This is a genomic window from Rhizobium sp. WW22, assembly GCF_047041135.1.
Lineage (GTDB): Bacteria > Pseudomonadota > Alphaproteobacteria > Rhizobiales > Rhizobiaceae > Rhizobium.
In genome coordinates this window covers 232,835-254,750 of sequence record NZ_CP178199.1, presented here as the reverse complement: position 1 = coordinate 254,750, position 21,916 = coordinate 232,835, and the positions used below count along the sequence as shown (strand labels likewise).

The following is a 21,916-nucleotide window of genomic DNA, read 5'->3' as shown; positions in this document are numbered from 1 at the left end:
TCATCCGGCTCCCATTGTTCGACCGTATCCATGAAGCAGAGGCCAATGGGCGAACAGCCGAGGTTGGCGCTGCGCGATGCGCAAAAGCCAATGCCGGGATCGCCGCTTATGCCCACGCAAGGACTTGTACTTTCCCGAGGCCCATCGGGCCAAGTATCGCTCGACACTCCAGAGCGTAGGTTGGAGAGCTGAAGGACAGAACCGACCATAGTAATTGATCCAGCCGCGGATGTACGAGTTGAACATCCGTGCCAGATCATCGAGAGCCCTGTCACTGCGAAGGTGCAAGGACCAACTACGGATCGTGCCCCGTATCGCCTTGAGCGCCGTCGGACTGGCCGCAGGACCGAATGAAACACCCATGCCCCCGGCCTTCTTGCTCACAAGTCTCGGCCGGAAAGCGTAGCCGAGAAAGTCGAACTTGTAGACCGGATGAGTGCCTCGCCGACTTTCATCCCTGCAATAGACGATTTTGGTCTTGTCAGGATGAAGCGTCAGCCCACAATCAGTAAAACGCGCGTCCAGAGCGTTCCGAAGCGCCATCGCCTGGTCCTCGGTCCGACAATGACAGATCGCGTCGTCAGCATAACGCTCAAACGGAATGTTCGGGAAATTCCGACACATCCACATGTCAAACGCATAGTGAAGAAAGAGGTTTGCCAAGAGAGGGCTGATTACCCCGCCCTGTGGCGTTCCTCGTTCTCTGGCGACGAGATTTCCGTCCGGCATCTGCACTGGCGCTTTCAGCCATCGTTCAATGTATAAAAGCACCCACGGGCAATCGGTGTGCTTGCGCACAGCCCGCATCAGCAGGTCCGGTTCAATGCTATCAAAGAAAGCCTTGATATCGAGATCAAGAACCCAGTTGTAACGCCAGCATCGCTGCCGCGCCACGCTGATCGCATCGAGTGCCGATTTGCCGGGCCGATACCCATAGGAATCCGGATGGAATTCAGGCTCCACCGCCGGTTCCAGATGGCGTTTGACCACCATCTGCGCAATGCGATCGGCGACCGTGGGTATGCCCAGCGGGCGCGTCTTCCCATCGCTCTTGGGTATGTCGACCCGCCGCACCGGCGGCGGAAAGTAGCTGCCCGACGCCAGCCGATTCCAGAGCTTGTACAGGTTGTTCGTAAGATCAGCCTCAAAGTCCAAAATCGTCTGGCCGTCAATACCAGCCGCTCCTTGGTTGGCTCTAACCCTCTTATATGCTTCCCACACCTCCCTTTTCGGGATCGCGTACGGCTTTGCTCTATCCACGAGGATCCTCCCGTCGCCGGTTGTCCACGCTCCAGAGCTGAACAACGCAGCCCCTTCGCTCCAGCCCCATTACAGGACCTTCAGCACTACTACGGGCTGCTCCGCCCCTGTGCTCCGCTTCGGTAATCTCACCCTCGCAGGGACCGCCGGCTTGGGTTTCTCCCTTAACATCGGAGCGACAGGTTCCCGCGTTCCACACGAAAGCCTGGTTAAGAGTCACGCCGCCTTCATGCCGGATGCCGCCTGGGCAGAAATCAGGTCGCCCCCCAGACTTGTCCCGGGCTAACGAATTCCTCCCGGTTTCGACATCATCTTGCACTTTTCGACACGTCATCAGCGGTTCGCTTGCGCTCGTCTCTCTAAACCTCACCTGACGGACTAACGTCCGCCTTTTCTGCAACGCTCACCACCACGGCTCTTTACCGTTGCAGCTTGCAGTGGTTTGAAACCTACCCCTGACGGTCGGCTTCGAGGGACCATACCCTCATCTTCCGTGCAGCTCGGCTCCCACACTGCTGTGGGTGCCTCGCGGCACACTCTCATCGAGCTGCCACTTGTCGGCAAAGTGGCCTCGTGAGCGCCTCCGTAGTTGATAAGCGAATTTGAGGCCAAACTTCGCCGCCCATTCCGCGACGGTCTGAAACGAGACGTTAATTCCGCGCTCGGAAAGCAGGTCCTCGACGTCGCGCAGGCTCAGCAGAAACCGATAATAGAGCCAGACTGCATGGGCGATAATTTCGGCTGGAAAGCGATGGCGGCGGTAATGGTTAAGCGGCTCTTCGGTCATGCTGGTCGGATATCATTTCGCTCAGCAAAATCCGTTAAGGCGACGCCACCGTTCAATGGCTTCGCCGACTATGAATACTTTCCGACCCCTCACCTGTAATCGTCTTAGGCCCAGAAATGCTGCGCCTGCGCGTATAACTTCCTGACCTCTGCAGCGCTTCATCCATATCGCTGCGAAGACATATCCCGGCTCCGTTTAGGCTGAAGCACCTTCCCCCACCTCATCAATAATGATGAGGCAAGGCGAACGACCTCCACCTTCCTCAAGGCTTCCCCAGGCTGCATACTGGCGTTGCGGCCTTGGACTTAACGTCCGGCGTTCGCAGCTCCCCTTGTATGGAACAGCGTCCGTTTGGGAAGCGTCGCAGGCGGGACATGTACATGAAGCTATCGCACCACTCTCCACACTTGTTCTTTCGAGCTGCATCTGTCATCGGTGTAGTCGCCTTTCTCTTCGGAGCAATGTCGCCAGCACACGCCGATGGTGGTCCCTTTGTTTCGCAGACTAGAATGCGTCTGACAGTTGTCCAATGGATTCAATCGAAAGGCCAATATGAACGATGGGATGCGCTTGGGGGCGAATATACAGTCTCGGATGAAGGTGCCGTCCTTTTACCCTTTCTAGGATCCCTTCCCGTTGTAAACCGCGACAGCGCCAGCGTTACAGGCGAGATTGCCAGGCGTCTGCAGGAAAAAATCGGCTTGGTTCAGCCACCCGCAGTCACCATCGAAATTCTCGACTACCCCCCAATTTATGTCGTGGGGGACGTAACCACACCTGGCGAGTACAAATTCCGTCTAGGACTTACCGTCCTGCAATCCCTTGCAATGAGCGGCGGCCCGTTCCGTGAAAAAAGCCAATCGCAAACGCAGTCGATCAGGTTTGCAGGCGAATTGCGAGAAATCGATCACTCCATCCTGCGCAGCGCGGCAAAGTTATCGCGACTAGAAGCAGAGATGGAGGGGGCGAAGGAGATAACGTTCGACAACGCGCCGGGTGTCGACCAGCAATATGTCGCCGGGATCGACAACGAGGAAAGGGTTATCTTTCAAGCTCGCGCAAACGCGCTGGACAGGCAGTCAAAGGCGCTCACGGAATTGCGCGATCTTTTGACCACCGAGATCGCAACACTGACGGAAAAGCTGGCAGGTGCCGATGACAACATCAAATCGGTCGAGGACCAACTGAGCAGCGTTAAGGGCCTAGTCGAGAAGGGCCTTGCGCTCTCGTCGCGTCAACTGGACCTGGAGCGATTGCTCACGACCTACCGCTCCGATAAGCTTGACCTCGTCACCGCCGTCATGCGGGGCCGCCAGGCAATCAGCGAGACAACGCGGAACCTTGAGGGATTGTCTGACACGCGACGGAGCGAAGTCGCTTCCGAAGCGCAGTCGGAACGAGCAAATCTGGATCAGCTCAAAATGAAGCGTGAGATGACGCAAAGGCTACTCGTCGATGACCTCGCGACCGGCGGCGGCGCAAAAAATCGAGGCGAAGAACTTCCGCTCACTTTTACCGTAAGCCGGCGGAGTGAAGGACAGATCAAACAGTTCGAAGCCTCTGAGACAACCACGTTGGTACCGGGCGATGTCGTGAGAGTTGTTCAGCACCACATTTCAGACGCCTCGTCTGAGGCCGCCTCTGATTTCTCTTCTGATCCTGAGACGCTCGCCAATAGGTCAAATCAATGATCAGCGAAAAGCAAGTGTTCCAATCAAGCCCTTTGTCGGCTGGCTTCTTGCGCTCCACAGGCAAGATCAACGCAGAAGCGGTCGTCCACTTGGGCTGGGTCGAAGGCAAAACCTCAAGCAATCAGGACAAGTCGGTAAAGCCGAGTTCCGTTAGACACCGGAGATCCAATCCCACAAGACAACTGGCCAGGGATATCTGACGACTTTGCGCACAATCCCACCCAGCGGTCAGACTTATACCCAGATCCTCAAGTCGACAATGCTGATGGGCGGCTCCTCGCTCGTGAATGTTGCCCTTAGCATCATCCGCAACAAAGCTCTGGCTGTTCTGCTCGGACCGGAGGGTGTGGGGCTTATCGGCCTCTATGGGTCCATCGTCGATATTGCGCAAACGGCAGCGGGCCTGGGATTGGGAGGTAGCGGGGTACGCCAGATCGCCGAGGCTGCCGGCACCGACGATGCCGCGAGGATCGCACAGTCGGCTAAAGTGCTCAGACGCATATCAATGGTGCTCGGCTTGTTTGGCGCACTCTTCCTCGCTGCGCTGGCATTTCCGGTCTCGAATTTTACGTTCGGCGACTATCAGCACGCCGGCGGCATTGCGCTGCTCTCCCTGGCCGTATTCTTCCGCGTGGTATCTTCTGGACAGACTGCGTTGATCCAAGGATTGCGGGGCATTGCAAATCTTGCGCGCATCAACGTGCTCGCAGGTCTTCTCGGCACCTTGATCAGTGTCCCGCTGATCTACCTTTTCGGTGCTTACGCCATTGCGCCTTCCGTAGTGGCCGTAGCAGCAGTCACAACCCTTTCGACCTGGTGGTACAGCAGACGGATAGGCGCAAGCCCGCCTCCGATGTCGATGCGCCAGTTTAGCCGGGAAGGTAACGTATTGTTCAGGCTCGGGATCGTCTTCATGGCAAGCGGACTGCTGACCTTCGGCGCAGCCTATGCCATCCGCCTCATTATGCTCAAGGAAGGGGGCGCCGTAGCCGCGGGATTATATCAGGCGGCCTGGGGGCTCGGCGGTCTCTACGCAGGCTTCATTTTGCAGGCGATGGGAACTGACTTCTATCCGCGCTTGACTGCGACCGCAGACAACCATGCCGAATGCAACCGGCTGGTCAATGAGCAGACAGAAATCAGCATACTATTGGCCGGCCCCGGTCTGCTTGCCACATTGACACTGGCGCCGCTCATGATGAGTTTGTTCTACTCCGCGGAGTTTCATGGAGCGGTGGAACTTCTTCGCTGGATATGCCTGGGGATGATGCTCAGGATCGTCGCGTGGCCGATGGGTTTCATCGTCGTGGCGAAGGGTGCGCAGACTATTTTTTTCTGGACCGAGGTAGCGGCGACGCTGGTGCATGTGGGGCTGGCCTGGCTCTTCGTATCAAAGCTCGGCGCGCCAGGAGCCGGCATGGCATTTTTTGGCCTCTATGTCTGGCACGGTATCCTGATTTACGTGATCGTGCGGCGGCTTACCGGCTTCCGCTGGTCCATAGCCAATCGCAGGCACTCGCTGCTTTTCCTGCCCGCATCAGGATTGGTATTTTCGGCGTTCCTGGTCTTGCCGCCGTGGTCGGCGATGGTAGTTGGCTTCATCGCCGTGGCTCTCAGCGGGCTGTACTCGCTGCGCATGTTGGTCGAACTGCTACCGCTCGAGTCAGTGCCCGCATTTATCAAGGGGTGGATCACGAATTCCGCGTGACAAACGATGGGCATCGAGCCCTGCAGCATGCAAATGCTACATCACGCAAGAGCGATGTTCCGATCGCGGTAAATCGCGTCTGTGGTGGCGCCTCCACCAAAGGATCTGCGCAGTTCCTCGACAACCCTGATGATGTCAAGGTCCGTCATCTGAACAAAAAGCGGCAGAATTATCGTTTGCCGCTGTGCCGACACGCTTCGAACCAAGCTTTTATCGGCACGATGGAAGCCTGCGCTGGAATAGGCTCCCTCCAGATGAATGTTCATCACACCGCGCCGGGTCGAGATCCCCTTATCGAGTAGCGCCTGCATGACTATTCGTTGGTCGACCGTATCAGGCAATCTCACGCAAAAGCTCTGCCAGTTACTGCGAGCCCAGCCAGGCTCGATCGGCAACGTTAGTCCGGTGATCGTTGAAAGCCGCTCGCAATACTGTTCGGCAAGCCGCCTTCGCTGCGCAATTAGGTCCGGCAGCCGCCGCAACTGCACCCGTCCGACCGCCGCCTGGAGATCGGTCATACGATAGTTGTAACCCAATTCATCGTAGTTCTCGAAGATCACCTGTTTCGAACCGTGGCGGACTGCATCGGTGACGCTCATGCCATGCTGGCGCCATAGTCGGAATTTTCGGTCATATTCGGGATTAGCAGTAGTCAACATGCCGCCGTCACCTGTCGTGATCACCTTCCGGGGATGGAAAGAGAAGCAAGCAATATCGCCATGCGGCTTGCCGATCTTCTCCCAACGCTCATTCCAGAAGATTTCGCTTCCCGTCGCGCAGGCAGCATCTTCAATAATCGGTATGGAGTGGCGCCTCCCGATTTCCACGACGGCGCGGAGATCACAAGGCATGCCGAGCTGATGCACACACAGGATTGCCTTGGTACGGGATGTGATTGCTGCTTCGATCTGACTGGGGTCGATGTTGTAACCATCCGCCTCGATGTCGATGAAAACAGGCACGCCATCGCAATATCGAATGGCGTTCGCCGTTGCGATGAACGAATGGCTGACCGTAATGACTTCATCACCGGCGCCTACGCCGACCGTCTTCAAGGCCAGATGAAGCGCAGTCGTGCAGTTGGAAACGGCGCAGGCGTATGCGGCGCCGACAAAGGCCGCAAATTCACGCTCGAAAGCTGCGACTTCGGGTCCCTGCGTCACCCATCCCGACAGAATAACGCGGCGAACAGCCTCAGCCTCTTCTTCTCCGAGAACGGGCTTGGCGACTGGAATTGCAGAGAGCGATAGCGTCATGCAGCTTGACCTCCTGTCAGTGCGGTCTTCAGCCGCCACCACGCGACGAGGTCACGAAGTCCCTCCTCGATCTGCGTCTCTGCCTTGAACCCCAGAAGACGTTCGGTTTTGCCCGTGTCGGCAAGACGACGGGTCACGCCGTTGACCGTCCGCGCCTCGAGGTGCTGCGGTTCGAGCGCGGCCCCCATGACGTCGCTCAGAATTTTCGCGAGTTCCCGGAGGCTTGTCTCTTTGCCGCTGGCGACATTGAACACCTCGTCCGTGACATCACTCGTCGCGGCCAACAGGTTAGCTCGCGCAATGTCGCGGACATGCACGAAGTCCATGGTTTGGTTGCCGTCTCCGTAGATGATAGGCGGCATTCCGGCCGCCAGTCGCTCCATCCAGCGGATCAATACTTCCGTATAGGCCCCGTAAACGTCCATTCGTGGGCCATAGACGTTGAAATAGCGCAGCGCGACATAGCGCAGCCCATACATCTCCGCGAAACTGCGAAGGAGCCCCTCGTTGAAGGTTTTCGCCGCGCCGTAGATCGTCCGATTGTTGTAAGGGTGATGCTCTTCAGTCGTCGGAAAGCTCTCGGCAAGGCCCAGCACCGAAGCGGAAGAGGCTGCAACCACCTTCGAGACGCCTGCCTTAACGGCAGCTTCGAGAACATTGAATGTGCCTTCCGCCAGAACCTCGAAGGCAAGCCGCGGCTCTTCGGCACATTGCGTAATTCGGATGGCGGCCTGATGGAAGACGATGTCCACGCCTTCGAAGACTTTCGCCAACAGCGATCTGTCTCGGATATCTCCGTCGATAATGTTAAGCGGCCCGCGGCTTATTGCCGTGCTGAGATTGTCGCGGCGACCGCGCACGAAATTGTCGAGGATGATAATCTCACGCGGCTTTTCCAATGCAACGAGATCGGCAATATGCGAACCGATAAGACCGGCTCCGCCGGTAATGAGCACCCGTTTATCTCTCATGATCTTTCCCACGCGAAATATCCATCACCGGATCGGCGTCGGTGCGCCAACGTATGAACCTCGCCGGCACACCGGCTACGACTGAAAACGGCTCGACGTCAGAGACAACGACTGCTCCCGCTCCAACGATCGCGCCCTTCCCTATGCATACGCCGGGAAGAACTGTCGCATTCGTTCCGATGTCGGCCCATGCGCCGATGCGCACCGGTTTGATTTCCAGGTCCGTGCGAATGATTGGCACGTCCACAGGCAGCGCTGTGTGGGTCGAGCCAAGCACCTTGGCGCCAGGCCCCCACCCCACGCAATCCTCGATCACCAGATCACGCGCGTCGAAATAGGCCATCGGCCCGATCCAGACGTTGTCCCCGATCACGCATGTGCCATCGTAGCGTCCCTGGATATAGGCCTGAGCTCCAATGAACACTCCGTTGCCGATTTCGAAAGTTTCGGGGTGTTTGAAGCCGGCGCCGCTTGAGACGTGCAAAGCTTCACCGCAGCGTCGCGCGATGCTTTGCCAGATAGCTTTCCGCATCAAGGTGTCGACAACCCCTTCGCCTGTCGCGAAGCGACCGTAGAGTTCGATCAGGCCGGCACGTCCGTAGGATTGCCTGAGTTCTTCGACCAACCCGGCCTGGTAGGCCGGATCTGCCCGCTTTTCATGGCGGCCGTGGACCGCTTGTACGAGTCGAGTCTTCCCTGCGCGGTTAACTGACATAGGCATGCTCCAGCGCGGCGACCACCTGGTCAAGATGCCACGCGGGCATCTCGGGATAGATCGGCAGCGAGAGAACCTCCCGTGCGGCGTCCTCCGAGATTGGGAAATCATTGGTTTTGTAACCAAGATCGGCATGGGCCTTCTGCAGGTGAACAGGAATGGGATAGTGCAGTCCGGATTGGATGCCTTCCGCGCTAAGCGCGCGCTGGAGCCCGTCGCGATCGCGACTTCTTATCGCATAGACATGATAGACGTGACGCCGGTCGGCTGCTTCCACAGGGGTTATCAAATCCACTGATCCGGCAAGCAGCGATGAGTAGCGGCGGGCATGAGCACGACGCGCTTCGGTCCAGGCTTCGAGATGCCGAAGCTTGACACGCAGGATTGCGCCTTGAATGGCGTCCATGCGGTAGTTAAAGCCTTTCAGCAGATGGTGATAGCGCTGTTCCTGACCCCAGTCCCGCAGCATGCGTATCGTCTTGGCCTGCTCGTCGCTGCTGGTAACGACCATCCCCCCCTCGCCGCAGGCGCCGAGATTTTTGCCGGGATAGAAGCTGAAGCAGCCGGATACACCGATGCTGCCGGCACGGTCGCCTTTGTAACGCGCGCCATGGGCTTGGCAGGCATCTTCGATGATCGGTATCCGGTAGTGGCCAGCAACCGCCTTGATTGCGTCCATATCCGCCATTTGTCCGTAAAGGTGGACAGGAACAATGGCCTTCGTCCGAGGCGTAATCTTTGCCTCGATCCTGGCCGGATCCATTGTGAGCGTCACCGGCTCAACATCGACGAACACGGGTCGCGCGCCTGTGTAGCAGATTGCCGATGCGGTTGCGACAAACGTGAACGGCACGGTAATGACCTCATCGCCAGGGCCGATGCCCGCAGCAAGAAAGGCAAGATGCAAGGCACTCGTTCCGGTGTTGACGGCAATCGCGTGCTTGACGTTGCAATAGTCCGCGAATTCCTGCTCGAAACGCGCGACCTCGTCGCCCAATGCGTACTGGCCCGATGCCAGGACACTGAGCACGGCCGCGTCGATCTCGTCCTTGATCGACGCATATTGTGCTTTGATGTTCAGGAAGGGGATCATGCGATGCGCCTCACCTCTTCGAGCTCAACGATACGGCCGCGCTGGGCGAGCGATCGGGTCGCGGCTTCCAGGATGCGAACGACACGCAACCCGGCAAGGCCGTCTGTGATGGGCCGCGCACTTTGCTCGATGCAATCGACGAACAGTTCCAGTTCGCGCTTCAATGCCTCGGTCATATCAAGCTTGGGCGCCCACATGTCGCCACTGCGATAGCCCACCAACATCTGATGGACGTTCTCGCCGTATGCGAGAGAATTGGGGTTCAGCGTGATGCCCCTGTCGTAGACCTTGATCTTTTCACTTGGTTCCAGATCGTCGTAGACGATCATCTTATTGCTGCCGCCGATCAGCGTGCGGCGTACTTTGACCGGCGCCAGCCAATTCACGTGGATGTGCGCGATGAGCTTACTTTCGAAGAAAAGCGTCAAATAGGCGATGTTTTCCGGTTCGCCCAGCACATGGCTCATTCCCATGGCCGAAACCGCCACAGGCTTCTCCTGCAGGACATAGTCCAAGATAGACAGATCATGCACTGCGAGGTCCCAAATGACGCTGACATCGTGCTGGAAGAGCCCCAGATTGACCCGAACAGAGTCGTAGTAATACATGTCTCCCAGGCCGCTTTCGACGAGTTCGCACATCTTACGAACGGCGCCCGTGTGGACGAAGGTATGGTCCACGGCCAAGACGACGCGGCGGCGCGCTGCTTCGTCGACCATCCGCGCGGCTTCCTCCCCCGTCGCGGCCATCGGCTTTTCGACAAAAACGTGCTTTCCTGCCATCAAAGCCTGCATGGCAAGCCTGAAATGGCTTGAAACGGGCGTCGCGATTGCGATGGCATCCACAGTCGAATCGCGTAAGACTTCCTCGAAATTATCGGTGGTCTTTATTGCCGGATAGCGGCTCCGAACAGCAGCCAGTCGCTCGCTGTTTAGATCACAGACCGAAACGAGGCGTGCTCCAGCCGCCTCCGAGATGTTGCGAACCAGATTAGGGCCCCAATATCCATACCCCACAACAGCGATGCCGATCATCGCATTCCCTCCAACGCATGCATATCATCGTCTGGCCCACCATTCACGCGACCGATTATTCTGGCCGGGACGCCAGCGACGATGCCGCCGGCGGGCACATCCTTTGTCACAACCGCTCCGGCGCCGACCAGCGCAGCTTCTCCGATCATCACACCAGGCAGAATGGTGGCGTTGCTGCCGATCGACGCGTGGCGCTTAACCAGCGTAGGGATGACCATCCAGTCGGCCTCCGTCTGGAGGCTGCTATCCGGATTAACGGCACGCGGGTAAATGTCGTTTGTAAACATGACTCCGTGGCCTATGAAAACGCCATCTTCCAGGGTCACCCCCTCGCAGAGGAAGGAATGGCTGGAGATCTTGCAGTTTTTTCCGATCACAACGTTTTTCTGAATCTCAACGAAGGTACCGATGCGCGTTCCTGAGCCGATTGTGCAGCCATAAAGGTTCACAAGGTCCGGATGATGGATAACGACGCCGTCTTCCAGGTTGACGTTTGATGCGATCATCCTGTCCCCCTAAACAGGCCCTGATTTTCAGCTGAAACCTGCAATCGCGTGATTTGCGCTCAAGCTTTCTTTGCTACAGGGCCGATATTTCTTCCTTCCAAGAGAAATGTTTTTATCAACCGAGTAAAGAAACAATACGTTTGAGCTGGTTCACCTAACGACGTATCTTTTTATGAAGGAGAACCACAAAATGTATGATGCACAATAACATTTGTAATATATCTCGCTCAATCGCGACACCATGAGCACAGTTTTCGTCCGTGTTGTCGCGACAATCTTACTGATTGAATTTAAAATTTAAATCACCGCTAAATACCTCTAATACAAGTGTAGTATCTAACAAGTTTCATTTATGAATAGAACTATTTTATTATTTCTCGCGAAAGTTCTATTTTGTTGTTGTATATTTCTTAGTGTAATTCTTTATAAACTATGTTATTCAATTCCTAATTTAATGTATTTACAGAGCCCACGGATCAAAGAGGGGCTAAATGTTTCGCCTTAGTGGCGGAGAAACTAGGTAAGGGAGGATGAAGCGGTGAATTCAGCGCTTATACAAAATTTGAACCTTCGGCAGGAAAACGCAGCTCCTCCCCTCAAGATAGAGAACGGTTCGACGGCACTTACCCTGCCGCCAGAGCCAATGCGCTCGCTCGTCATACTCGACAACCGTGAATTGGATAGGCAATGCCTTGCGCAATGCATGGCCGTCCATAAGACGGATTTGCTTATCCTGGCATTTGGATCGATTGAGGAGTGGAAGCAAAAACGCGACGAGTATCCCCCGCTTGCAGCAATCCTCTTAAACATCGGTGGCAAAAAGATCGACGAGCCTGCAGTTTCGGAGCATATCAAAAGTCTTTCGTCGGAATTCGATCCGACACCAGTCATCATATTGGCGGATAGTGACGATTTCACCCAAATCGTGAAGGCGTTCGAATTGGGGGCCAAGGGTTATATACCTACGTTGGTCAGCATTCGCGTGTGCATGGAACTGATCGCTTTGTCCGTGGCCGGCGGACTTTTTGTGCCTGCAAGCGCCCTATTCGCCATGCATCACCTACTGGAGTCGAGCAACTCAACCACCCGCCCATTGGCCGACATATTCACGGATCGCCAGGCCGAAGTCGTAGAGGCGCTCCGGCGCGGAAAAGCGAACAAGATCATTGCCTACGAGCTCAAACTGCGCGAAAGCACCGTTAAAGTGCATGTTCGCAACATCATGAAAAAGCTCAAAGCAACGAACCGAACCGAAGTCGTATTCAAGCTTAACCATCTCTTGGACAAGCCTACGGGGTCGGGGGCGAATAGAGCGCAGCTCTGATGTCCCCAGCCACTCAAGACTTCCTTCACATCATAAGCGATTGCTCGCTTTGAACCATAGTTGGTGGCGCAAAACAAACGCACTGACCAAGACTGAGATCTAGTGCCGAGGTCTCTCGGATGGGCGGCCCCGAAGGTCTCGCCTGCGGCGACCTCATGCACAGGCGTGATTGTAAGGTGCTTCTTACTTAATATCACCCATAGTAATTACCAACGGTCATAGAGAAAGCCTGGAAAACGCCATTCGGATCCTCCGCAACGCGCTTCTCTGCGAATGAGGGACCAAGCCGCGTGCAAGCTGCCAAAGATACTGAAATTCCGGGAGGGGTGGTACGTTTGGTCTGAAGTCACTCAGGTGCAGTTTAATCATCAGGCTATCCGCGGCTGAGTAGAACCGCAGATGCCAATCAACGTCGCGTTTGGAGTGTAGAGACGGTACGGTCTCGGCCGCTCCGCCGCCTTCAAAGGCAACATGACGAAGAACCTTTGCAAGATCTGGCTGCTGACAGCGATCGAGAATATCGGAGAACCAGGCAAGCCACTCGGGATCGCTCCGTTTAGGGATTTGGTGAATGCTTTTTCGATCGCTGCAATGCTGGCTGGAACTAACACGCTCATCCTTGCGGTCGAGTTGATCAAGGACAATGCGAGCGCGCCTGAGTTCGTCGTGGGATAAGCGTGGATAAAAGTCTTGCAGCCTGCGCGCCTGATCAAGGTGGCCTCTACAGATCATGGCAAGTAGGAAATACGCCCATTCGACTGGGTCCGGGTCGGCCGCCCCATAGTCAATCATCGTTACCTTGACCATGTTGACCAGAAGGCCGTAGGCGCGATCAGCATCGCCCTGCCGCAATGCGCATATGGCGAGACGGAATTTGGCTTCAGGCAGATAAGAAACGTAGTCCAGGCAGCGGATATAGCACTGCTTGGCCTCCTCCACTCTGTCCTGTTCAAGAAGAAAATCGCCTTGCTTCAGTAAAGCGCGATCACTCGCTTCCCCGATAATGCGGATGCTCTCTCGCTGTGAGGTACGCTCCACCTTGATAAGATCGCTGAATGGTCCGGGCTGGATGATTTTTTCGTCGGATCGCAGGCCTTTGTTCAACATGAACCATTGATATATTTGCGGCCTGTCATTCAGCGTATGACGCGAGTGGATCAAATTATAACCGGCTGCAGCAATTCGTTGTACTTCGTCGGGATGAGCAAAGAGATAGTCTAGTCGGTCCACAACGTTGCGGTGGTCGGCAAAGACACAGTTCTCCATATCGGTAAAGCCAGCCGTCTCCACTGCTGCCGTGCGTTCCGTCACTAAACAGGCATTCGCCCCTGGAATCTCAAAGTGCTTCCGCACAACCTCTCCAGCAACAGTTCCGCATGTAGGGACGACGAGGCTTGCGTTGAGGACGCGCGCATAGGCCTCTCCCGATAGCTGCTGGGAGGCAAGCTTGCTCTCATATGTGTGTTGCGGTGATCCTAGGCAGGGGTAACGGTCGCGGATTAACGGGAAAACCTTCTCTCGCCAAGGGTACAGGCCACTGACCTGGCCCGTTAGCGTAACCGGTATGATCTTGTGCTGGCGATAGTCGTGGTAAATCTCGGGATCGATGAAATTGGGCCAGACGAATAGGTTCTCCTTCAACTCCGGCATATATTCTGGTGTCATCGTTCCGATCGAGAAATATGTATCGATACCCCACTGCTCCATATCGGAAAGGAACCCGGTGCGCCGATCGCACCATGGATCGGCATTATGAAGGCCAAGCTTCGGGACGTCGATATGAGAACGGGTGTTGGTGATTTTTATCCGCCGCGAACCATGTGACCGATAGCCGCTTTCAAACAGCGTCAGATCCGGTTCGTACCTGTCGCAGATCTCAGCGTAGTCGCAGTCGTGGTTTATGACGACGACATCGAAGTGCGTCTCAAGGCATTTGACCTGCTGCTGCATATGCAGCAGCAGGTAACCGGCGCCATTTACATTGGGATAGTGATCCCACTGAAAGAAAACGAGCCTTGGTTTTTGATGATCTGCGTTGCTATCCATGTCCTTATCTGATGGCTTCTGAAACGGGAAGGCCGGCGTTCGGAAGCAGCTGATGCGGATAAGCCTGGTGCAAGGAATTGGCGCTGAGCATGTTCCCCACCCCTCCCGAAAGCTTCCACTCGAAATAGGCGATCGTTCTCTCGAGTCCTTCACGCAGGCACACCGTCGGCTGCCAGCCAAGTTCCTTCGTTGCGCAGCTGATATCCGGCTTCCGCTGTGTCGGGTCGTCCGCCGGCAGAGGCTTGAAGGCGATGCCTGATTTCGATCCCGTCATTTCGATCACCATTTCGGCCAATTCACGCACCTGGAATTCTACAGGGTTGCCGAGATTAATTGGACCCGTCACCCCGGTGGGCGCACCCATTAGACGGATGAAGCCGTCGATCAGATCATCCACATAACAGAACGACCGTGTCTGCGTGCCGTTTCCGAAGATGGTGATCGGCTCGCCTCGAAGCGCCTGAACGATGAAATTGGAGACGACTCGGCCGTCATTGGTCTGCATTCGTGGCCCATATGTGTTGAAGATCCGGGCCACGCGGATTTCCACGCCGTATTGACGATGATAGTCGAAAAACAGAGTTTCGGCGCACCGCTTACCTTCATCATAGCAAGCTCGCGGGCCTATGGGATTGACGCTGCCTCGATAATCCTCAGTCTGAGGGTGGACTGTCGGATCGCCATAAACTTCGCTCGTGGATGCCTGGAAGATCTTCGCCTTGGTGCGTTTGGCCAAGCCGAGCATGTTGATGGCCCCATGCACATTGGTCTTCACGGTCTGCACGGGATCGAACTGGTAGTGGACCGGTGATGCTGGGCAGGCGAGGTTGTAGATCTCGTCGACCTCCACATAAAGCGGGAAGGTGATGTCGTGGCGAAGAATCTCAAAGCGGGGATCGTCAAGAAGATGCAGAACATTTTCACGTGATCCGGTGTAGTAATTGTCCACGCAAAGGACGTCATTGCCTTCTCGCAGAAGCCTTTCGCACAAGAATGACCCCAGGAAGCCGGTGCCACCGGTTACCATAATTCGCCTTTGTCCATGCATTGTGTGCTCCATTGTTGATGGTTGCCTCGCAGATGGCGAGGATGGTCAGTAGGCTCCCCTGCCTTTAAAGACCGCAGGGATTGTGCTGAGAAGAATTTGGCAGTCCAACCATGGGGACCGGTTGTCGATGTAATATTCGTCGAGTTGCTGCTGCAGTTCGATGTCCGCGTTGCTTCGTTCGGATATTTGCCAAAGGCCTGTGAGCCCCGGCATGACGGAGCGCCGCTTGTCTCGAAATTCGCCGTCCATGGCCCGAAGGTGGTAGTCCGGAAACGGGCGGGGTCCGACGATGGCCATCTGACCCGCAACGATGTTCACCAACTGCGGGAGCTCATCGATGCTCCAAGAGCGCAGCAAATGACCTATAACCGGAAGGATGCGCGGGTCATCCTGGAGCTTGAAGTGGCTCAACCACTCGGCTCGCATGGCAGGGTTGTCCCGGAATAAGGCTTCAAGACGCTGCTCCGCATCTTGATACATTGTCCTCAATTTCAGTACGCGCACCGGCTTGCCGGACCGCCCTTCCCTGGTATGTCGAAAGAAGACGGGACCTGGATCGATGGCATAGATTGCGACCGCTGCAAACGCTACGAATGGCGCGGCCACTATCATTGCGGGGATGGCAATTGCGAGATCGAGGATCCGGCGAACCAGATCCGAGTTGACCCAACTCCCCCCGCTGATGAGGCGAACGCCGATCTCTCCGCCGATATCCGCAGGTCGCAAACCGCTTACCTTGAGCCTCGGCGTGTCGGACAGCAAAATGACTTCGGCGAACTTTCGACGCATCGTCGCCAACTCGGCAGCAAGGGAGCCCGTGTCCCCCGCAATCAGGGCAATGGATGGCCCGTCCTCGAGTGATATTTCCAAAGCGTCGGGTGAATAGAATTCCGGCCTGATGCCATACTGCCAATGGTCGGTGAAATGCGCCATGAGAGCGGGCATACGATTGCGGTTCCCTATGATTACCGCCCGTTCTCCCCAGATTCCAAGCCTCCGGCACAGGTCTCGTACGACCCAATGCAGGACAGGTTGAACAATCAGCCCGAGGCCAACAAAGCCAAGGACGCCAATCAGCAATCGCGATCCTTCTGGCAGGAGGATCGCCCCGAGCGCCGCAAAGACAGCCACTTTCACGGAAGCTATCGTGCGGCGGCGCAGATGCTCGTGGTCATGAAGCCGATATCCAGGATAGAGAGCGTCCGATGCATAGAGAATGATCGCCGCCAAGGCTGCGAAAGCGAAAACACGCTCCAGAACCGCGTTCTCGGAACCGTTCGGAAGAAACGGCAGAAGAAGAAAATAAGCGATGAGATAGCTCGCGACATCGCCAGCGACCAAAAGTGACGACGTAGCAAGCCGGCTCTGCTTACGGGATTCGGCGACCTTTGCGGGGTTTGTTACGGGTCGGACAGACGCCGGCGACGCAAATGAGGACATGATGGTATTACTCCCCTACATTCGTTGTCTCGACGCGCTCGATCCACCAACCTCATCAGCGATCGGAAACGTCCGAAGCCCCAGTCTCTGGACTATAGTCAGTGAGATGAAGGTAGGCACGACGACCGCATAACGCAGCCACAGCCGCCGCGGCTCGCATAGAAGGCGGAACGCCCATTCAAAACCACTTCTTTGGATTATCCTCGGAGCTTGCCGCTTGAGACCTGCGTGGAAATCGAAGGCAGCTCCGACGCCGATGAGCATCGAAGCATCCAGGCGCTCGCGCATGCGCGCCATCCAGAGTTCCTGCTTGGGGCTGCCGAGTCCCACCCAGATGATATCGGCGCCCGATCGATTGATCCGGTCAACGATATCGCCTTCCTCTTGCTTAGACAGTTCGCGAAAAGGCGGCGCATAGGAGCCGACTATCAGCGCCTCCGGAAATCTTAGCAGGAGTCGCGCCTGCAGCTGCTCAAGCGTCTTCGTAGTTGCACCATAGATGAAGTGGCGTAGGCCGTTGGCTCTGCCGGCCTCAAAAACAGATAGCATCAGATCAGGTCCGTAAACCCTGCCGCTTTCCGAATGGCCAGCATGCTTCAATGCCCATACCAGCGGCATGCCGTCAGGTGTCACTAGGAACGCCCGATTATGAATAGACCGAAGCTCGGGGTCCGTTTGACAGCGGACGACGCCGTGTGCGTCGCGAACGCACACATATTCTTTCTTTCCCTCTGCAACCGCCTTTTGAATGAGTCTGGTCGCGCTTTTAAGATTGACCGCCGAAATGCGAACACCGAGGACATTAGTCCATTCAAATGAGCCCATTGAATTGGGAGCTGAAGTTTGCCCGCTGTCCGACGTTTGCACTCTCATGGCTTATGCCTTCACGACCTGAACTGACGCAAGGATATGACGCCAGGCCGATTGCCTCCATAGTTACCATCGCAGCTATTGGACGTAAAAAGACTGCCTATTTGTAACTCGGCGCTGACATGAACTACGATATTTGAAGTAAGGCACATACATCTTGGTCGACCGCCTTGCTCTTTTGGATGACCTCAACACCAAAAGAACGGTATGACGCTCGCAGCGCTGCACAAGATAGTTGCTTTCGCGCAAATAATTCTGAGCAGTTCTAAGCTGCATCGACCATTCATCAATTCCAGACGAAGACGGCGGATAGATGGATGGGCCCTAGGAAGTTGATGGCATATGTGGTGACGGGTCGCGACGCGACGGAAGTATTGAACTTGTCGAAGCAGTGCTTGATGAGTTTTGAGCCTAATAGGCTTGAAGTCGTATGCAACGAGGTACTTGTGCGCGAAGGTGTAGCCATTTTTGCTGAACTTTCTCTTCACGTTGCGGATGCGGATTGAGGGAAGGCTAGAGACCCGGTCGCCACATTCGCAAGGATGGTCGACAACCAAAGTCGCTTGGCGGCGTTGAACAATCGCGCGTCGAGCCGCGCCAATAGATCCACTCACCGGCAACGCGCATGAAATGGCGGTAGAGTTTTCTAAATCGACACAGCTGGACCCCCTGTCTCCGGCGGAAAGCCGCTCGTGCCGGGAAACGCCTTTATTGCGAACCCGACAGGACGCTGCCGGAGTCCACGCCAGCTTTCTGAAGATCGCCTAGGCTGCCAAACTCCCCGGATGGCAGGATCCTGGGATGTATTCGGAAGCTTTTGTCGTTTAGATTACCGCTGTAGCGATTGCGTGCGAATCGTACCGAGCCCGGCTTGTGGTCGGGCGCATAGACATAAGCGGCAAGCCCGTTGCCACTTTCGACGGATACGATATTGTCCTCGATCCGATTTGGATCTGCCCAAGGGGGATGCCATCCTATCCCGGTGCCGTCGTCAACGCGAAAGGCTGCGCCGGATCCACCTCGAATGGTGTTTCCTATCACCAAGTTGCTCCAGCCGCCATTGATGCCAATCGCCGATACGTTGTCGGAGAGAGTATTGCCCTCGATGCGTACCCCACTGGCCTTCCCGTCGATGTAGATGGCCCAACTGATAGGAGACGGCCATTCATCGATATTTTCATATCGGGGTGGCCAGAATGTACCATCGGCCCTGTTCATAAGCTGGTCTGTGCCGGTGACCAAATTGTAGCGGATACTGCTGTTCAGGGGATCGGACTGCTCGCCCATCATCTTGATGGCCCCACCATCCGCTGTTTGCTGATTGGCGTTGCGGATCACGTTATATTCGATGATCGCGTCATGCACAGCGTCCTGGGGGCCCCATAGGGAACCACCAGCTATGCCGAACTGCGCGGCGTGTTCGATCAAGTTGTGAGCTATCCTGATATCGTCTCCCGCCTGGAACCATATCCCCGCAGTTTCAAAATAAACCCTTCCGATATCATGGATATGGTTCGACAGGATCCTGGCACGATCGGATTTGCCGAAGGTACCATAGGCCGTGCCAAGGTAAATCCCGTTACCGGCCACATTTCCGATCGCATTGCCCGCGATCAGAACATCCTTGCTTTCGGCCACGTGGATTCCAACGCCGACGTTTTCGATCACGTTGCCGAGCAGCTTGACGCGATCGGCATGTTCGAGCCGTATGGCGCCAAACCCTCTGGTGTCGGTCTCGAACTTGCCGCTACCCTGCGGGGCTCCATCACGAAAGTGAAGGCCTGACACAGCCATTCCATCGGCTCCATTCAGCCTGAAGAACGTAGGCAGAAGGCCGGCGACGACCTTGGAACTGGGTAAAAATCGGTCCGTAGGAATGTAGTCAAGCTTTCCGCCATGGCTATCGTACCACCATTCGCCCGGGGCATCGAGGAAGGCCGCCGCGCCGGTTAAAAAATAGCGACTACCTTCCTCAGTGAAGAAATAAGCGGTGCCCTTGGTATGAATGGTCTGGGTTGCGGTGTCGATTGAGACCACTGGGAGCGTGTCGCTACCCCACTGGCTTCCGGGGAGAAAGCCACCCACGATGTTCGCGACAAGCCCTTTTGCATCGCCTAACGCCGGTAAGTCGCCGCTGTGAAAGCAAAAACGCGTATTGCCTTGCCAGCCGTTGCTATCTGTTCCACACTTGGCCGCAAACAGCCACCCTTTCCGCGGATCTCCATCAAGGGGAGCATTGGGAAAACGGGCTTGCGTCTGGAGGACCCCATCTACGAAAAGGTCGCCCACCGCCTTATCTGGAGATAATTTCAGGGATGCCGTCCAACGACCGTCGGCCTGCAACACCCAATGCCCCACAAGCGGGCCGCCGTGCAGGACCGGCGTCTGGTTGCATCTCGAAGTAATGATCAGGCCGGAATCACGAGAGTCAAAGACGATCGATTGAGTGAGATAGTAATCTCCATTGCCCATCGCGATCGTGCTTTGGCCCCCCTTCGCGCGCGCGGCATCGCGCGCCCTCTCAATTGTGGCAAAAGGACCATCGGAGCGTTGAGAATTTGCTTTGGGAAGGAGGCCGCTCCAAGTGTCTTTGCCATCTGGAGAAACGTAGAGTATGGTCCGGGCCGCGGGTGCGCTGGCCAATAAATCGCTCAGGGAAGTCCCCTGCAGCTTGGCCGATAAGCTCGCTGGCGCAGCTTCCGCACAAGTCGCTTCGCTGATTGCCGTTTGCAGCCGGTCGGGTGCATCAGCGTCCGAACTCGACCATGCCAGCGCATCTGACGGTAGAAGCGGCGTCGCAAGCAAAATGCTCAGGATCGGAGCGAAGCGCAACCTCATAAGATTTGCTACTCCATTATTATGCAGCCCGCGGACGGCTGACGCACTGAAGCCGAATTGCTCGAGACGACGGGCGCATATAGCGAGAACATGATGATCGCCGTGGCAAATAGAACGAAAATGGCGTCGTTCTGAAGAAAGAACGTGCTCTCGGTCAGATTCATCACCAAAATCGCGACCGTGAAGACGTTTAACCACAGCCAACCATATTTCCGATCGTGACAATGAAGAGCCGCGCCTTGATGCACCGCGTGGAAAAGCATCAGGACGAACAAAGCCATTCCGGTTATTCCGAAGTTCAACATGGTATCGCGGAATCCATTATGAGCGTGGGGAGCCATCCATTGGAGCTTTCCCCAGATAACCCATGCTTCGGGATTCGATTCAGTCCAAAATGCCTGATAGCCGAAACCGAGAAGCAGATGATCACCTATCTGACCATCAACCAGCTCCCATAGCGGCAGGCGGCCCGTCAAAGTAGAATCCTTGCCAAGAGCTTCCAAGAACGGCACAAGGAATTCATGCAACGAAATCAGGAGACCTGCTGCTATCTGAACAGAAATCAGAACAAAGACGATACGGCTGACGCCGCGGATTCGTGGTAAGATGGAGTAGAAGCCGATCAAACAGTATGACGATGCCGTCACAATTATCGCGGTCACAGACCCTGAGCCTACGAGACACACCACGCCTGCGATCAACAGAGCCAAAGCAGTTCGCCGCAAGCTTAGAGCACCGTCCATCAGTACGGCGGTCGCCGCAAGTATCGTTATACTGGCATACCAACCGAGATTATTCTTGTGAATGAAGATACCCCGTATCGCCCCATCGGGCATGCGTGCCAGGTGCGGTGACGCTGCAAAGACGGCCAGGCTAAGGACGATGCACGTTCCAAACGTTGCGAATGCGAGTAGAAGCAACTGCCTCGGAGTGAAACGTATCGCCAACACATAGGCCAGAAGCATTGTAAACAGGAGTGCGACGGCACGCCGCAAGGTCGTCGATGGGCCGACGGACCAGAAGACAGACACAAACGGCAAGGCAACCATCAGAGGGACAAAAAGATTCCGCCTTAGTGCAATCCGAAATTGCGGAAAGTTCCGCATCAGCATCAATAGGGTATATGCATATACGGGTAGGCAGAGGAGACGCAATATGGATTTGGCCGAACCGTTGAGGTCGCCGGCGGCATCGGCCAACATAAGCGGAAAAAGCGCACCGGTCTGAAGAAAAAGAGACATGGCGGCGCCCCAACATTCTATGGCTCGCCAACCGAAGGCCAGCCTACTCGCAACTTCGGGCGCATTCGGCCTCATCGTCGGTCCCAGC

The 21,916-nt window shown here is 55.9% G+C and carries 16 protein-coding genes and 1 pseudogene; 3 read left to right on the top strand and 14 right to left on the bottom strand.

From position 1 onward, the window contains the following. Entirely contained in the window at nt 1-1,260 is a 1,260-nt protein-coding gene (gene ltrA, locus ACK83U_RS20080) for a group II intron reverse transcriptase/maturase (protein ID WP_112611032.1), read from the bottom strand. 532 nt (nt 1,261-1,792) lie between these two features. Next, nucleotides 1,793-2,047: pseudogene (locus tag ACK83U_RS20075) on the bottom strand (IS6 family transposase); the annotation flags it as partial. Between the two features lie 380 nt (nt 2,048-2,427). On the opposite strand from ACK83U_RS20075, the gene ACK83U_RS20070 reads away from it, so the two are divergent. After that, complete coding sequence (locus ACK83U_RS20070) at nt 2,428-3,738, top strand: SLBB domain-containing protein (protein ID WP_412474974.1); 1,311 nt, start codon at nt 2,428-2,430, stop codon at nt 3,736-3,738. Between the two features lie 259 nt (nt 3,739-3,997). Then, nucleotides 3,998-5,446 (top strand): O-antigen translocase, encoded by a 1,449-nt coding sequence (locus tag ACK83U_RS20065; RefSeq protein WP_112611234.1) that lies wholly within the window; start codon nt 3,998-4,000, stop codon nt 5,444-5,446. Between the two features lie 41 nt (nt 5,447-5,487). On the opposite strand, the gene ACK83U_RS20060 is transcribed toward ACK83U_RS20065, so the two are convergent. The 6 genes from ACK83U_RS20060 to ACK83U_RS20035 are packed head-to-tail and all read right to left on the bottom strand — an operon-like array spanning nt 5,488 to nt 11,021. Next, nucleotides 5,488-6,702, bottom strand: coding sequence for a DegT/DnrJ/EryC1/StrS family aminotransferase (locus tag ACK83U_RS20060; RefSeq protein WP_112611236.1), 1,215 nt, complete (start codon nt 6,700-6,702; stop codon nt 5,488-5,490). After that, nucleotides 6,699-7,673, bottom strand: a complete 975-nt coding sequence (locus ACK83U_RS20055; RefSeq protein WP_112611238.1) for an NAD-dependent epimerase/dehydratase family protein — start codon at nt 7,671-7,673, stop codon at nt 6,699-6,701. Before ACK83U_RS20055 ends, ACK83U_RS20060 begins: the two co-directional genes overlap by 4 nt. Then, on the bottom strand, nt 7,663-8,388 hold the full coding sequence (locus ACK83U_RS20050; protein ID WP_112611240.1) for an acyltransferase: 726 nt from the start codon (nt 8,386-8,388) through the stop codon (nt 7,663-7,665). The genes ACK83U_RS20055 and ACK83U_RS20050 overlap by 11 nt, the downstream gene beginning before the upstream one ends. After that, nucleotides 8,378-9,481 carry a DegT/DnrJ/EryC1/StrS family aminotransferase gene (locus ACK83U_RS20045; protein WP_112611242.1) on the bottom strand — a complete coding sequence of 368 codons (1,104 nt, stop codon included), beginning with the start codon at nt 9,479-9,481 and terminating at the stop codon, nt 8,378-8,380. Before ACK83U_RS20045 ends, ACK83U_RS20050 begins: the two co-directional genes overlap by 11 nt. Then, a complete protein-coding gene (locus tag ACK83U_RS20040) occupies nt 9,478-10,515 on the bottom strand; it encodes a Gfo/Idh/MocA family protein (protein WP_112611244.1) in 1,038 nt (345 codons plus the stop codon). The genes ACK83U_RS20045 and ACK83U_RS20040 overlap by 4 nt, the downstream gene beginning before the upstream one ends. Then, entirely contained in the window at nt 10,512-11,021 is a 510-nt protein-coding gene (locus ACK83U_RS20035) for an acyltransferase (protein WP_112399393.1), read from the bottom strand. The genes ACK83U_RS20040 and ACK83U_RS20035 overlap by 4 nt, the downstream gene beginning before the upstream one ends. 538 nt (nt 11,022-11,559) lie before the next feature. Here ACK83U_RS20035 and ACK83U_RS20030 point away from each other — a divergent pair. Beyond that, nucleotides 11,560-12,345, top strand: coding sequence for a LuxR C-terminal-related transcriptional regulator (locus ACK83U_RS20030; RefSeq protein WP_112611246.1), 786 nt, complete (start codon nt 11,560-11,562; stop codon nt 12,343-12,345). 216 nt (nt 12,346-12,561) lie between these two features. On the opposite strand, the gene ACK83U_RS20025 is transcribed toward ACK83U_RS20030, so the two are convergent. The 6 genes from ACK83U_RS20025 to ACK83U_RS20000 all read right to left on the bottom strand — a co-directional run bounded on the left by ACK83U_RS20025 (nt 12,562) and on the right by ACK83U_RS20000 (nt 21,903). Continuing rightward, nucleotides 12,562-14,391 carry a glycosyltransferase gene (locus tag ACK83U_RS20025; RefSeq protein WP_412474973.1) on the bottom strand — a complete coding sequence of 610 codons (1,830 nt, stop codon included), beginning with the start codon at nt 14,389-14,391 and terminating at the stop codon, nt 12,562-12,564. A 4-nt stretch (nt 14,392-14,395) separates the two neighbouring features. Beyond that, nucleotides 14,396-15,439 carry a UDP-glucuronic acid decarboxylase family protein gene (locus ACK83U_RS20020; RefSeq protein ID WP_112611250.1) on the bottom strand — a complete coding sequence of 348 codons (1,044 nt, stop codon included), beginning with the start codon at nt 15,437-15,439 and terminating at the stop codon, nt 14,396-14,398. 45 nt (nt 15,440-15,484) lie between these two features. Beyond that, nucleotides 15,485-16,879, bottom strand: a complete 1,395-nt coding sequence (locus ACK83U_RS20015) for a sugar transferase (protein WP_112611252.1) — start codon at nt 16,877-16,879, stop codon at nt 15,485-15,487. Nucleotides 16,880-16,894: 15 nt separating this feature from the next. Further along, a complete protein-coding gene (locus ACK83U_RS20010) occupies nt 16,895-17,752 on the bottom strand; it encodes a WecB/TagA/CpsF family glycosyltransferase (RefSeq protein WP_112611254.1) in 858 nt (285 codons plus the stop codon). A 705-nt stretch (nt 17,753-18,457) separates the two neighbouring features. After that, nucleotides 18,458-20,587, bottom strand: coding sequence for a right-handed parallel beta-helix repeat-containing protein (locus ACK83U_RS20005; RefSeq protein WP_112611258.1), 2,130 nt, complete (start codon nt 20,585-20,587; stop codon nt 18,458-18,460). 8 nt (nt 20,588-20,595) lie between these two features. Beyond that, nucleotides 20,596-21,903, bottom strand: coding sequence for an O-antigen ligase family protein (locus tag ACK83U_RS20000; RefSeq protein WP_112611260.1), 1,308 nt, complete (start codon nt 21,901-21,903; stop codon nt 20,596-20,598). Between the last annotated feature and the right edge of the window lie 13 nt (nt 21,904-21,916).

Coding starts and splice junctions, on each gene's coding strand:
- ACK83U_RS20035 (WP_112399393.1), bottom strand. CDS start 11,021: ATGATCGCATCAAACGTCAACCTGGAAGACGGCGTCGTTATCCATCAT.
- ACK83U_RS20045 (WP_112611242.1), bottom strand. CDS start 9,481: ATGATCCCCTTCCTGAACATCAAAGCACAATATGCGTCGATCAAGGAC.
- ACK83U_RS20065 (WP_112611234.1), top strand. CDS start 3,998: ATGCTGATGGGCGGCTCCTCGCTCGTGAATGTTGCCCTTAGCATCATC.
- ACK83U_RS20050 (WP_112611240.1), bottom strand. CDS start 8,388: ATGTCAGTTAACCGCGCAGGGAAGACTCGACTCGTACAAGCGGTCCAC.
- ACK83U_RS20005 (WP_112611258.1), bottom strand. CDS start 20,587: ATGAGGTTGCGCTTCGCTCCGATCCTGAGCATTTTGCTTGCGACGCCG.
- ACK83U_RS20055 (WP_112611238.1), bottom strand. CDS start 7,673: ATGAGAGATAAACGGGTGCTCATTACCGGCGGAGCCGGTCTTATCGGT.
- ACK83U_RS20040 (WP_112611244.1), bottom strand. CDS start 10,515: ATGATCGGCATCGCTGTTGTGGGGTATGGATATTGGGGCCCTAATCTG.
- ACK83U_RS20060 (WP_112611236.1), bottom strand. CDS start 6,702: ATGACGCTATCGCTCTCTGCAATTCCAGTCGCCAAGCCCGTTCTCGGA.
- ACK83U_RS20025 (WP_412474973.1), bottom strand. CDS start 14,391: ATGGATAGCAACGCAGATCATCAAAAACCAAGGCTCGTTTTCTTTCAG.
- ACK83U_RS20000 (WP_112611260.1), bottom strand. CDS start 21,903: ATGAGGCCGAATGCGCCCGAAGTTGCGAGTAGGCTGGCCTTCGGTTGG.
- ACK83U_RS20015 (WP_112611252.1), bottom strand. CDS start 16,879: ATGTCCTCATTTGCGTCGCCGGCGTCTGTCCGACCCGTAACAAACCCC.
- ACK83U_RS20070 (WP_412474974.1), top strand. CDS start 2,428: ATGAAGCTATCGCACCACTCTCCACACTTGTTCTTTCGAGCTGCATCT.
- ACK83U_RS20020 (WP_112611250.1), bottom strand. CDS start 15,439: ATGCATGGACAAAGGCGAATTATGGTAACCGGTGGCACCGGCTTCCTG.
- ACK83U_RS20010 (WP_112611254.1), bottom strand. CDS start 17,752: ATGAGAGTGCAAACGTCGGACAGCGGGCAAACTTCAGCTCCCAATTCA.